7 protein-coding genes are annotated in these 13,831 nt (G+C 72.0%); 5 read left to right on the top strand and 2 right to left on the bottom strand.

Annotation, left to right across the window (positions count from 1 at the left end; all coding sequences use genetic code 11):
- Positions 1–4,127 (top strand): amino acid adenylation domain-containing protein (locus tag ABZY20_RS36950; protein ID WP_356447886.1); only part of this gene is annotated, 4,127 nt, incomplete at its 5' end.
- An 86-nt stretch (positions 4,128–4,213) separates the two neighbouring features.
- Here the strand turns inward: ABZY20_RS36950 and ABZY20_RS36945 are convergent.
- Together ABZY20_RS36945 and ABZY20_RS36940 are read right to left on the bottom strand one after the other, a co-directional pair.
- Entirely contained in the window at positions 4,214–5,419 is a 1,206-nt protein-coding gene (locus ABZY20_RS36945; protein WP_356447884.1) for a cytochrome P450, read from the bottom strand.
- A gap of 27 nt (positions 5,420–5,446) precedes the next feature.
- Positions 5,447–6,652, bottom strand: coding sequence for a cytochrome P450 (locus tag ABZY20_RS36940; RefSeq protein ID WP_356447882.1), 1,206 nt, complete (start codon positions 6,650–6,652; stop codon positions 5,447–5,449).
- A 367-nt stretch (positions 6,653–7,019) separates the two neighbouring features.
- Here ABZY20_RS36940 and ddaH point away from each other — a divergent pair, with 367 nt between their 5' ends.
- The 4 genes from ddaH to ABZY20_RS36920 all read left to right on the top strand — a co-directional run.
- Complete coding sequence (ddaH, locus tag ABZY20_RS36935; RefSeq protein ID WP_356447880.1) at positions 7,020–7,856, top strand: dimethylargininase; 837 nt, start codon at positions 7,020–7,022, stop codon at positions 7,854–7,856.
- 372 nt (positions 7,857–8,228) lie between these two features.
- The gene (locus ABZY20_RS36930) at positions 8,229–9,392 is read left to right on the top strand and encodes a pyridoxal phosphate-dependent aminotransferase (RefSeq protein ID WP_356447878.1); all 1,164 of its coding nucleotides are present in this window, start codon (positions 8,229–8,231) and stop codon (positions 9,390–9,392) included.
- A 27-nt stretch (positions 9,393–9,419) separates the two neighbouring features.
- Positions 9,420–10,583 (top strand): cytochrome P450, encoded by a 1,164-nt coding sequence (locus ABZY20_RS36925; protein ID WP_356447876.1) that lies wholly within the window; start codon positions 9,420–9,422, stop codon positions 10,581–10,583.
- Between the two features lie 81 nt (positions 10,584–10,664).
- A partial coding sequence (locus tag ABZY20_RS36920) for an acyltransferase domain-containing protein (RefSeq protein WP_356447874.1) occupies positions 10,665–13,831 on the top strand: 3,167 nt, incomplete at its 3' end.

The following is a 13,831-nucleotide window of genomic DNA, read 5'->3' as shown; positions in this document are numbered from 1 at the left end:
GGACCCAGGTCGGTGAGTTCGACGAGATCGAGGCCGGGCTCGACACGGGCATGCCGGCCCTGTCCCCCCTGGAGATCGGCGCCTACGTCACCGACGGCCCGGACGGCCCGGTCCTGGAGACGACGTTCGCCTACGCCCCGGGCGTGTTCGACGAGACGGACGTGACCAAGCTGACCGAGCTGTGGCAGGAGGCGCTGGGCGCGCTGGCCACTCATGTCTCACAGCCCGGCGCGGGTGGGCTCACCCCGTCCGACCTGCCGCTGGTGAGCGTCGGGCAGGGCGAGATCGAGCGGTGGGAGGAGCGCTACCCGAGCCTGTCCGACGCCTGGCCGCTCACCCCGCTCCAGTCGGGCCTGCTCTTCCACACCCTCCTCGACGGCGACGACTCCGCCGTGGACGCCTACCAGATGCAGTTGGTCTTCCATCTGTCCGGGCGGGTGGACGGGGAGCGGATGCGCAAGGCGGGGCAGGCGCTGCTGGACCGGCACGCCAACCTGCGCACCGCGTTCGTCTCCGCCACCGACGGACTGGTCCAACTGGTGCTCGACGAGGTGGATCTGCCCTGGCAGGAACTGGACCTGCGCCGGCTCACCGAAACGGAGCGGGAAGCGGAGCTGGAGGCCTTCCTCGCCCGCGACCACACCGTCCACTTCGACCCGGCCGCCCCGCCCCTGCTGCGGCTGGCACTCGTCCACCTCACGGACGAACGCAGCGAACTCGTGCTGACCGCGCACCACGTCCTCTTCGACGGCTGGTCGGGCCCCCTGCTGATGCAGGACCTGCTGCGGCTCTACGCGTCCTCGGGCGAGCAGTCGGCGCTGCCCGCCGTCGCCGGTTACCGGGACTTCCTCACCTGGCTGACCCGGCAGGACCGGGCCGCCGCCGCCGACGCCTGGGCCGCGGAACTCGACGGGGTCGAGGAACCGACCCTCCTCGAACCGGCCATGCCCGACATGCCGCAGGCCGCCACCGCAGGGCTCGGGCACGTCGAGATCGCACTCGGCGCCGAGGAGACCCGGGAGCTGGCCCGCCGGGCCGGGGAACTGGGTGTCACCGTCAACACCCTGGTGCAGGGCGCCTGGGCCCTGGTGCTCGGCCGGCTGACCGGACGGCAGGACGTGCTCTTCGGCGCCACCGTCTCCGGACGGCCCCCCGAGGTGCCCGGCGCCGACTCCATGATCGGCATGTTCATCAACACCCTGCCCGTCCGGGTCCGCCACACCACCGGCGAGAGCGGACGCGACCTGCTGAGGCGGCTCCAGGAACGACAGACGGCACTGCTCGACCACCATCACCACGGGCTCACCGACATCCAGCAGCGCACCGGGCTCCCGGCCCTGTTCGACACCCTGGTCGTCTTCGAGTCCTATCCGATGGACCGCATCGGCATCGCCGAGGCGGGCGACGCCGCCGGGCTGGTGTGCACCGGCGTCAGGCCCTTCTCCGGCACGCACTACCCGCTGACCGTCATGGCTGTGACCGCACCCCACCTCCAGGTGGGGCTGGACTACCGTACGGAGCTGTTCCGGCACGAGACGGTGACTGGCATCGGCGACCGGCTGCTGCGTGTCCTGCGGGCCCTGGTGGCCGACCCCGACCGTCCCGTCGACACGATCGACACCCTCGGCACGTCCGAACGCACGTGGCTGCTGGAGGAGTTGACGGCTACTGCCGCCGAGGTGCCGGACCTCACCGTCCCCGAGCTGTTCGACCGGCAGGCGGCGCTGACCCCGCAGGCCGTGGCGGTCGAATGCGGCGGGACGGCATGGACGTACCGCGAACTCGGCGACCGGGCCGACGAGGTGGCCGACGAGCTGGTCCGGCGGGGCGCCGGTCCCGAGTCCGTGGTGGGTCTCGCCCTGCCGCGGACACCGGACCTGGTGGCGGCACTGCTGGGCATCCTCAAGGCCGGAGCGGCCTATCTGCCCCTGGACCCCGCCTACCCCAGCCACCGGCTGGAACTGGTGCTGGAGCAGGCCCGGCCGCTGCTCGTCCTCACCGACACCGGCACCGCCCGGCACCTGCCCCTGGGCCAGGCCCCGACGCTCCTTCTGGACGCGCTCGAGGTGTCCGCGGCCCCGCCGGCCCTTCCCCGGCAGGCGCCGCGCCCGGACAACCTGGCGTACGTGATGTACACCTCGGGCTCCTCCGGCACCCCGAAGGGAGTGGGGATCACCCACCGCGGCGTCACCAACGGCCTGGCCGGTCTCATGGCCGCCCTCGGTGTACCGCCGGGCGTCCGGACGCTCGCGGGCACGTCGGTCAACTTCGACGTGTCGGTGTTCGAGATCTTCACCACGCTGTGCTCAGGAGGCACCGTCGAGATCGTCCGCGACGTACTCGAACTGGGCGAGCGGGGCGGCTGGACCGGCGGGGTGATCAGTGCCGTGCCGTCCGCCTTCGCCGAACTCGTGGAGCGCATCGCCGGGAAGGTCCACGCGGACACGGTGGTGCTCGCCGGCGAGGCACTGCCCGGCAGCCTGGTGGAACGCATCCGCAGCACCATGCCGGGAGCCCGCGTCGTCAACGGCTACGGACAGAGCGAGAGTTTCTACGCCAGCCTCTACACCCTCGCCGCCGACGACGACTGGGACGGCGCCGACAGCGCCCCCATCGGCGCCCCGCTGGGCAACATGCGGGCCTACGTCCTCGGACCCGCTCTCACCCCGGCCCCGCCCGGTGCCGTCGGTGAGCTGTACGTCGGCGGGCTGGTCGGACGCGGCTACCACAGGCGGCCGGACATGACCGCCGAGCGTTTCGTCGCCGACCCGTTCGGGCCCGCCGGCGCGCGGATGTACCGCACCGGCGACCTCGCCCGGTGGACGTCCGACGGACAGCTCGAGTACGCCGGGCGCGCCGACGCGCAGGTGAAGGTCCGCGGCTTCCGGATCGAGCCGGGTGAGATCGAGGCCGCGCTCGTCGGTCACCCCGACGTGGGGCGGGCCGTGGTGCACCCGCGAGGCGACCAGCTCCTGGCTTACGTCGTCCCCGAGGTGGACGGGCACGCACCGGACGCGGGAGAACTGCGCCGGTACGCGGCCGAGCGCCTGCCGTCGTACATGGTCCCGGCCGTCGTCGTCCCGCTGGACCGGCTGCCGCTGATGCCGAACGGCAAACTGGACCGCTCCTCGCTCCCGGTACCGGCCTACACCGGTGAGGCCTACCGGGCGCCGGAGACGGACGAGGAGCGGCTGCTGGCCGGGCTGTTCGCCGAGGTGCTCGGCCTCGACCGGGTCGGCGTCGACGACAACTTCTTCGCCCTGGGCGGCCACTCCCTGCTGGCCACCCAGCTGACCGGCCGGATCGGGCACGCCCTGGGCACCGAACTGCCCATCCGGACGCTGTTCCAGTACCCGACGGTGGCCGAACTGGCCGTCCGGCTCGGCGAGGACGGCGCCCCGGCCTTCGAGGACCCCTACGCCCGGCTGCTGACCATCCGCTCCGGCGGCGACCGCGAGCCCCTCTGGTTCATCCAGCCCGGCTTCGGCCTGAGCTGGTCGTACCTCAACTTCGCCCCGCACATCACCGACCGCCCGGTGTATGCCTTCCAGGCGCAGGTGTTCGGCGGCGAGGCGGCCCCCGAGACGGTCGAGGACGTGGTCGACGACTGCATCCGGCGGATGCGGGAGATCCAGCCCGAGGGGCCCTACCACGTCCTGGGCTGGTCCTTCGGCGGCACCGCGGCCCACGCCGTCGCCGCCGAACTGGCCCGCCGCGGTCACGAGGTGGGCCTGCTCGGTCTACTCGACTGCGCGCCCGCCGACTACTTCGACGACGCCGAGATGCTCCCGCAGCAGGACGTCGAACACATCCTGGAGGACTACATCGGGCACATGGTGGGCGCGGACGAGTACCGGCGCGTCCTGGAGAACTCGGCCCTCGCCCTCATGAACCACGTGGCCATCCTCCAGAAATTCACCTCCCCGCACTACGCCGGGGACGCGGTGTTCTTCCACGCCACGCAGAACCCGCACGACCTGTACGCCGGGGACGCCGGGCACTGGGCACCCCACATCGGCGGCACCGTCGACTCGTACGACATCGAGACCGGTCACCCGCAGATGTGCGACCCCGGGCCCGCCGCCGAGATCGCACGGATCATCAACCGCAAGCTCGCCGGCGCATAGCCGGGCCGCACGCGAGCGGGGCGCGGCCACGGCCGCGCCCCGCTCGCGTGCGGTGCCCCCGTGACGGGGGCGTTCTCACCGGTTCGTCACCAGACGACGGGCAGTTCGGACAGGCCGTACACGCCCTGGTCGCCCTTGAAGCGCAGCTCCTCCAGCGGCACGGCCGCCTTCAGGCCGGGCATCCGGGCGAGCAGAGAGTCGAAGACCACCTGGAATTCCAGCCGGGCCAGGCTCTGGCCGAGGCACTGGTGCGGGCCGTGCCCGAAAGCGAGGTGGTTGCGGGCAGGCCGGTCGATGTCGAACGCGCCGGGGTCCTCGAACACCGACGGGTCGTGGTTGGCGGCGAGACCGAAGCCCACCACCCCCTCGCCCGCGGCGATCGTCTTCCCGCCGATCTCGACGTCCTCGGCCGCGACCCGGACCATGGCGAGTTCCGACACCGTGAAGTACCGCAGCACCTCCTCGACCAGCCCCGGCGTCAGCGAGGGATCCGTTCGGACCCGGTCCATGTGCTCGGGGTGGCGCAGCAGCAGCGCGATGCCGAGAGCGATGGTGCTGGCGGACGTCTCGTGGCCGGCCACCAGCAGAAGGAAGGCCAGACCCATCAGGGCCATGCGGTCGTAGTCGCCGCTCTCCCGGCTCTTGGCTATCTGCCGGCTCAGCAGATCGTCGCCGGGCTCCTCCTCCTTCTGCGCGATCAGGTTCATCAAGTACCCGGCGAGTGCGCCGAATGCCTCGTCGCGCTCGCTCTCCGACGTGGTGATGCTCACCAGGCGCGTGCTCTGGGACAGGAAGAACTGGTGGTCGCCGAGCGGGACGCCGAGTTGTTCGCACATCACCAGCGCGGGCACCTGCACGGCCAGCTCTGCCACCAGGTCGGCAGGCTGCGGGCCGGCCAGGATGGCGTCCAGCCGCTCGTCGACGATCCGCTGGACGGTGGGCCGCAGCTCCTTGACGCGTTTGGCGGTGTACTCGGTGATCACCTTGCGGCGGACCTCACCGTGCGCCGGCGGGTCCAGGTTGATCATCGTCTGGATCGGCTGCTCGGTCGGCTTCTCCAGGCTGAACAGCGGGTAGCCGGGGTGCCGGTTGTCCGAACTGAACCTCGGGTCGCCGAGCATGGTCCGCACGTCCTCGTAGCGGGTCAGCGCCCAGACCTCGTCGTTGTTGGGCAGCCGGACCCGCGCGACCGGGTCCTGCCGGCGCAGCCGGTCATAGGCCTCGGGAGGGGAGAACGGGCACTGCCGGGGAAACGGGATCCGGTCCTCGACCGGTGCGTTCTGCTCTGTCATGTCAGGGAGCCCTTCGTGGTGGGTGGTTCAGATACGGACGGGCAGCCGGACGAGGTGATTGCCCTCGCCCGGCCAGCACGCGTACTCCAGCTCGTCGCGTCCCACCGCCAGGCGCAGCGAGTCACGCCGCAGCAGCAGCCGGTCCAGCGAGATCTCGGCCTGCATCACGGCGAGCGCAGCGCCCAGGCAGTAGTGCGCACCGCCGCCGAAGGCGAGGTGCGGTTCGCCCGAGCCCTGCGTGCGGGTGATGTCCAGCCGGGCCGGCCCGTCGAAACGGTCCGGATCATGGTCCGCCGCGAGCAGCCCGTAGGTGACCGCCTCGCCGCGGCGCACGGCGACACCGGCGAACTCGAGGTCCTCCGTGGCGTACGCGGTCGCCCCGATCGTCACCGGCGTGGTGTACCGCAGCAGTTCCTGGATCGCGTTGCCCAGCAGCCCCGGCTCGGCCCTGAGCCGGGCCAGCTGGTCGGGGTGGTCCATGAGCGTCAGCAGCGCCGAGCTCAGGAACAGCACCGGAGGCGTGTGGCCCGTGTTGATCAGCAGGAAGATCATGGCGATCATCTCGGCCTCGGTCGTGTGATCCGGGTCGGCGATCATCCCGGAGACGAGGTCCCCGTTGGGTGAGTCACGGCGCCGCTTGATCAGGTTCTTGGTGTAGCCGATGACGCCTTCGAGACCGGCGACGATCTCCTCCGGGCTCTCCCCGGAGACGTACTGGCGGATCCAGTCGCACATCTGCTCCTGGTCCGCCTCGTCGACCCCGATCAGGTCGCAGACGGCCTTGTTGGCCAGCGGATAGGCGAAGTCGGCCATCAGGTCGAATCGGTCACGCCCGGCCAGTTCGCCCACCAGGGCGTCGGCGAGCCGCTCGATGCTCGGGCGGAGCGCGTTGATGCGGCGCATGGCGAACGCGCGGACCACCTTGCCGCGCAGCCGGGCGTGCTCGGGGCCGTCGAGGACCACCAGGCTCGTCAGGTACTCCGTGTACTCCAGCGGGAGGCCGTACGCGGCCAGCATCTCCTCGCCGAGGTTGGGGATGTTGGTGCCGGGCAGCTTGCGGTGATCCCGTACGAAACGGGGGTCGTGCATCAAGGCCTTGACATCCTCGTAGCGCGAGGCGAACCACACCGGCGTCTGCGTGCCCGGCAGCGTGACCCGTACCAGCGGGCCCTCCTGACGCAGCGCGGTGTAGCCGTCGACGGGGTCGCTCACTTGCTCGGGGAGCAATTCCACGGGAAGAGGAGAGGACACGGCTTTCCCTTCTGGGTGCGAAAGTGATTCTGTAGACGGTGTCGGACGGTTCCCCGACAGCGGCTCGAAAGAAATGCGGCCGGGATGTCCTTTTGCGGGACCGCATCGACCGGCGGACTCGCGAATTTCGATGTCGAGCACACTACGATGCGGTGCGCCATTCCGGCTATCGTCGCTCCGGCGCCAGAACGGCAAAGTCCGAACGGTCAGGAAACCCTTGGCGCGGGCCTCCCGTTCCAGCCCGACGTGTCCCGTCGACGGGACACGCTTCCTCGACGACCCGACACCCGCGTGAAAGCGGTGTCGGCATCCGAGACCAGACACAATCTGGCCAACCGAAGGAGTAAACGTGTCAGAAGGAAAGACGGCGGTGCCCGGCGGCAAGGCGGCCACCACGCGGCGCTATCTCATGTGCCGTCCGACGTACTTCGACGTCACCTACTCCATCAACCCGTGGATGGAGCCCGGCAAGCCCAGTTCGGCCGAAGTGGGCGTCGAGCAGTGGAAGCAACTGCACGACACGTTCGTCACGCTCGGGCACGACGTGCAGCTCATCGAACCGGTGGCCGGCCTGCCCGACATGGTGTTCGCGGCCAACGGCGCGACCGTCGTCGACGGCAAGGTCCTCGTCGCCCGGTTCCGGCACGAGCAGCGGGCCGACGAGGCGCAGGAGTACCTCGACTGGTTCCGCTCGCGCGGCTGGAGCGAGGTCGAGCAGGCCCGGTACGTCAACGAGGGCGAGGGTGACTTCCTGTGCGCCGGGGACGTGATCCTGGCCGGCTCCGGCTTCCGCAGCGACGTCCGGGCCCACGACGAGGCGCGTGAGTTCTTCGGCCGCGAGGTCGTGTCGCTGATGCTGGTCAACCCGCGCTTCTACCACCTGGACACGGCCCTTTCGGTGCTCGGGGACGGCGAGGTCATGTACTACCCGGAGGCGTTCTCCGCCAGCAGCCGCCAGGTCCTCGCCGAGCGGTTCCCGGACGCCGTCCTCGCCGAGCCCGAGGACGCGGAGGTCTTCGGGCTCAACGCCCTCTCGGACGGCCGGCGGGTCTTCATGCCGCGTCAGGCCGTGCGCCTCGCGGACCGGCTGCGCGAGCGCGGCTACGAGCCGGTCGGCGTCGACCTGAGCGAACTCCTCAAGGCCGGCGGCAGCGTGAAGTGCTGCACCCTGGAACTGCGCGACTGACTCGGTCCTCCCCCCTCCCCGGGGGTGGGAGCCGCCGTCCTGTCGGCGGGACGGGGGCGGGCTGCCGAGCGCCCCGCCCCCGCACAAGCTGTTTCCCGGTTCACCGGCCGCCGTTCGAGAGGTATGTTCGAGAGCGGGGAAATCCACTCGAGCGACGACTGGCCGAGACGGATTCACCAGAATTCGGGAGCACGGACCGGTATGACGCGGAAGTCTTGTGCAAGGGCTCCGTTCCGCACCCCCGCCTGTTAATTCGGAGGAGTGTCGCATCCTCTTCCTGCGGGCCATTCGATGAAATTCCTCCGCCCGGCTCCGGAATTGTTCCGGGCGCATTCAGACCTCGTGAAGAACCAGCGTGCAGGAGAAGGGAACATGGCGCATTCCACTACCCGCCGGCCCCGCACCTCGTCCAGGGCCGCGCTGCTGCGGGGAAACAGCCTGGGAGAACTCTTCCTGCTCGCGCGGGAACGTGGCGCCATCGACCTGGCGGTCGGTACCCCGGGCTATCCCGAGCCGGCCCCCGAGATCATCGAGGCCGCGGCCGAGGCCATGCGGAGCGGCCGCAACCAGTACGACCACCCCTCCGGCGACCTGCCGCTGCGCGAACGGATCGCACGGACCCTCGCCACACCGGCCGACCCGGCCACCGAACTGACCGTGACCGTCGGCGCCACCGAGGCGCTCTGCGTCGCCCTGCTCGCGACCGTCGACCCCGGTGACGAGGTCGTTCTCCTCGACCCCGGGTACGAGCAGTTCACGGCCGCGATCGCCCTCGCCGGGGCGGTGCCCCGCTTCGTGCCGTGCCAGCCGCCCTCCTGGCGTTGCGACCCGGCCGACCTGGCTGCCGCCTTCGGCCCCCGCACCCGGGCCGTCCTGCTCAACTCACCGGCCAACCCCACCGGACGGGTACTGGACCGCACCGAGCTGGACGAGATCGCGGCGCTGTGCGAGCGTTGGGACGCCACCGTCATCTGCGACGAGGTCTACAGCACCTTCGTCTTCGACGGCCGTCCCCACCTCTCCGTCACGGAGGTCCCCGGCCTCGCCGAGCGGAGCATCGTGGTCGGCTCCCTCTCCAAGAGCCACGCCATCAGCGGCTGGCGCCTGGGCTTCCTGCGGGCCGACGCCGAGCGCACCGAGGTGCTCCGGCGCGTGCACGAGGTCACCACCAACGGTGCCGCCACGCCCCTCCAGGTCGCCGTGGGCATGGCCGCCCTCAGCGTCGACCTGGACACCGCAGCCCGGGAGATGGAGGGCCGCCGGGACCTGGCGCAGGAGATCTTCTCCCGCAAGGGCATGAAATTCGCCCCGGCGGAAGGCGGCTGCTTCCTGTTCGCGGACGTCGCCAACCTCACCGCAGGCCGCCACGACGGCCGGCGGTTCGTCCTCGAACTCCTCGACGAGGCAGGGGTGCTGATCGTGCCCGGGGCCTCCTTCTTCGCCGACCCCGCCCGCGGCGAACAGTACGTACGCATCGCGTTCAACCGGCAGACCGACCTCCTCCACGAGGTCGGACGCCGGGTCCTGGGCGGCTGACGCCGACGAGCTGGGGGAGAGACCCGAATGAGTCAGTGCACGGCCGGTCAGCTGGGACCGCTTCCGGATTTTCTGCTGGACGGCACCGAAGACGTAACCCGCATCGTCACACCCGCCGGCGACAAGATGTGGCTGGTGCGCGACTACGCGCTGGGGCGCACGGTGCTGACCGACAAGCGGTTCAGCCGGGCCGGCGCCCTCGCGCCCGAGGCGCCGAAGTTCAACGACGCCCAGCCCACACCCGACTCGATGATGAGCATGGACGGCGACCGCCACACCCGGCTGCGCCGCATCGTCAGCGGTGCCTTCTCCACCGGCCGGATCGCCGCCATGGGCCCCTTCGTCGAGGAACTCGCCGACCGGCACCTCGACGCGATCGCCGCGCACGGACCGGGCGCCGACCTCGTCGAGCACCTCGCCGCGCCGCTGCCGCTGACCGTACTGTGCTCGGTGCTCGGCATCCCGCCCGAGGACAGCGCCCGCTTCCGGGACTGGGTCGAGGTCCTCTTCGACATCTCCGCAAGCGAGCCACGGGAGAAGGCGCGCCGGCGCATCGAACTCGCCGAATACATCACGGACCTGGTGGGCCGCAAGCGGCGGCAACCCCAGGACGACCTGCTCTCGAGCCTCATCGCCGTCCACGACCGCGGCGACCTCACCATGAGCGAACTGCTCACCCTCGGCCTCACCCTGCTGATGGCCGGCTACGAGACCACCGTCGGACAGCTCGGCCTGTCGGTCCTGTCGCTGCTGTCGGACCCCGACACGCACCGCGAACTCGTCGCCCGGCCCGACGCGATCGCGCCGGCCGTGGAGGAACTGCTGCGCGTCAACCCGGCCACGCCCCTGGCCTTCCCCCGCGTCGCCCTCCAGCCGGTGCGTCTGGGCACCATCACGGTCCAGGCCGGCGAGGCCGTCATGGTCGCGCTGCTGCACGGCAACCGCGACGCCAAGGTCTTCGCCGAACCGGAGTCCCTCGCCCTGGCCGGCCATGACGCGGTCCACCTGACCTTCGGGCACGGCGTGCACCGCTGCCTGGGGGCCCCGCTGGCCCGGCTCCAGGTCCGCGTGGTCGTCGAACGGCTGTTGCGACGCTTCCCCACGCTGCGGTTCGCGGCCGTCGACACCCCTGTGATCTGGAAGGACGGTCTGGCGACCCGCGGGCTGGCCCGCCTCCTCGTCGACTGGTAACCCCCGCCGAGCGCCGCCGTTCCTCACGCCAGCCGGACGTGCCGCCCCCAGGCACGTGCCCAGACCCGAAGCGAGAAACACGTGTCCGCAGATCACGCACGCACCGAGGCCGGGTCCGCCTGGACACCGCTCACCGTCGTCGGCACGGCCTTCACCGAGCCCCTCCGCCGCTCCCGTACCGTGCCGGCACCGTCCGCGGACGCGGAACGCCCGGCCGCCGAAGGCCCGGCCGCGTCGCGGCATCACCTGAGCGGTCTGGGCAGGGCGGCCCTCGCCGACGCCGGACGGGCCCTCGACGAGCCGGTGGGACTCGTCCTGGCCGGCGGGGGAGGTGACCGGCAGGCACTCGCCCGGGAGACCGCCGACGACCTCGCCCTGCGAGGCCCCGTGCACACCCTGCCCGGTGGCCGGGACCGGGTGGGGCAGGCCGTGGACCTCGCGGCCGCGACCCTGGGCACCGGCGCCGTCCGCACCGTGCTGGTCCTGCTCCCTCCCGACGCCCACGAACCCACCGGTGCCGCCCTGCTGCTGTGCCCGGCCGACCTTGCCGAAGCCGTCGGCTCCCGCGTCCGTGCCACTCTGCGCACCGGCGAGGACGTGACGGCCTTCCTCACCGCGCCGGTGGCCGCCCCGGCCTTCCGCGGCCCGACGGTGCCGGTGCCGCTGTCCGGCGCCGATCGTGCCGCGGTGGGGGAGCGGGCAGCGCGGCTGCGCGCCCACCTCGAGGTGCACCGCCCGCCGCTGCCCGCCCTCGGACTGGCCCTGACCGGCACCGATGCAGAGGGACCGTTCCGGTCCGTCGTCCTGGCCGACACACCCGAGCGGCTCGACGCCGAACTGCGGACGCTCGCCGAAGGAGGACGCAGCGCCACCCGGATCGACGCGGTCGCCGAGTCCCGCGAGCGGACCGTGTTCGTCTTCCCCGGCCAGGGCTCCCAGTGGGCCGGCATGGCCGCCGGACTCCTGGAGACCTCCGACGTGTTCCGGGCCTCCGTCGACGCCTGTGCCGACGCCCTCGCGCCCTTCGTCGACTGGTCCCTGCACGACGTGCTGCGCGGTGCCCCCGGCGCCGCCCCCCTGGACCGGGACGACGTCGTCCAGCCGGCGCTGTTCGCCTCGATGGTGGCTCTGTCGGACCTGTGGGCCTCGTTCGGCGTGCGCCCCTCGGCCGTCGTCGGGCACAGCAACGGCGAGATCGCCGCCGCGGTCGTCGCGGGCGCCCTGAGCCTGGAGGACGGCGCGCGCATCGTCTCGCTGTGGAGCAAGGCCCAGGCGCGCCTGGCCGGTCAGGGCGGCATGCTCTCCGTCTCCGCGGCCGTGACCGAGCTGGAGCCCAGGCTGGCCGCCTGGGGCGGCCGCGTCGCCGTCGCCGCCGTCAACGGCCCGGCATCGGTCGTGCTCTCCGCGGACCGCGAGGCCGTCGACCGGCTGCTGGAGGAGCTCGCCGCCGACGGGGGCGACGCCAAGCGCATTCCGGTCAACGTGGCCGCCCACTCCCCGCTCGTCGAGGCCTTGCGCGAGGAGATCCTCGAAGGGCTGGCGCCCGTGCGCCCCGGCGCTTCGAGCGTGCCCTTCCACTCCACCGTGACCGGCACGGTCCTGGACACCTCCGGCCTGGACGCCGACTACTGGTACGCCAACCTGCGCGGCACCGTCCAACTGGACCCGGTCGTCCGCAAACTCGCCGACCACGACGCCTTCGTCGAGGTCAGCCCCCATCCGGTCCTCACCATGGCTCTCCAGCAGACCCTGGACGACGTCGCGTCACCCGCCGTGGTGTCGGAGACCCTGCGCCGCAACCAGGACGGTGCCACCCGCTTCCTGACGTCGCTGGGCCGCCTGCACACCGCCGGTCTCCCCGTGGACTGGCGCCCCGCCTACGGGCCCGGCACCGCCCCCGCCGACGTACCCCGCGACGAGCCCGGCCGGCCCCTGCCCACCCCCGCCCCGGCCGGGCGGCCGGACGGCGCGGACCGGGAGGAGACCGCCCACCGGATGCTGGAACTGATCCGCGCCGAGACCGCCCTGGCGCTCGGCCTCGGCGCGGGCTCCGACGTGGAGGCCACCGCCGCCTTCCGCGGCCTGGGCCTCGACTCGGTCATGGCGGTCGAACTGCGCAACCGGCTGGTCGCCGCCACCGGCCTGCGCCTGCCGGTGACCGTGCTGTTCGACCACCCCACCCCGCGGCGGCTGGCCGGCCACATCGCCGACCGGCTCACCGGTGCGGACACGCACACCGCGCCTGCCGCCCGACGCGCCGCCGGCACCGATGACCCGGTGGTCATCGTCTCCATGGCCTGCCGCTTTCCCGGCGGAGCGAACAGCCCCGACGACCTGTGGCGGCTCGTCATGGACGAGAAGGACGTGGTCTCGGACTTCCCCGGCAACCGCGGCTGGCCCCTGGACAACCTTTTCGACGGTGACCCCGGACAGCCCGGGAAGTCCTACACCCGGCAGGGCGGGTTCCTGTACGACGCCGACCTGTTCGACGCGGAGTTCTTCGGCATCAGCCCGCGCGAGGCCCTCGGCATGGACCCCCAGCAGCGGCTGGTCCTGGAGACCGTGTGGGAGACCCTGGAACGGGCGGGCGTGCGCACGGCGGACCTGCACGGCAGCAACACCGGCGTCTACCTGGGCGCCATCGGCCAGGACTACGGCCCCCGGCTGCACGAGGCGGACGACACCGCCGGCGGCTACCTGCTCACCGGCAACTTCACCAGTGTGCTCTCCGGCCGGGTCGCCTACACCTACGGTCTGGCCGGGCCCGCCGTCACGGTGGACACCGCCTGCTCGTCCTCCCTGGTGGCCTTGCACCTGGCCGCCAGGGCGCTGCGCCAGGGCGACTGCGACCTGGCGCTGGCCGGCGGAGTGACGGTGATGTCGAGCCCCGGACTGTTCGTGGAGTTCAGCCGGCAGCGGGGACTGGCGCCGGACGGCCGCTGCAAGGCCTTCTCCGACGCGGCCGACGGCACAGGGTGGGCCGAGGGCGTGGGGGTGCTGCTGCTGGAGCGGTTGTCGGACGCCCGGCGGCACGGGCACGAGGTGCTGGCGGTGGTGCGCGGTTCCGCGATCAACCAGGACGGAGCCAGCAACGGCCTGGCCGCGCCCAGCGGTCCGGCGCAGGAGCAGGTCATCCGCTCGGCCCTCGCGGATGCCGGTCTGTCGGTGGTGGATGTGGACGTGGTGGAGGCGCACGGGACGGGTACGCGGCTGGGTGATCCGATCGAGGCGCAGGCGTTGCTGGCGAC

The sequence above is a fragment of the Streptomyces sp. NPDC006624 genome, from assembly GCF_040611555.1.
GTDB lineage: Bacteria > Actinomycetota > Actinomycetes > Streptomycetales > Streptomycetaceae > Streptomyces.
The sequence above is the reverse complement of the archived record's forward strand: the minus strand, read 5'-3'. Positions and strand labels throughout refer to the sequence as shown.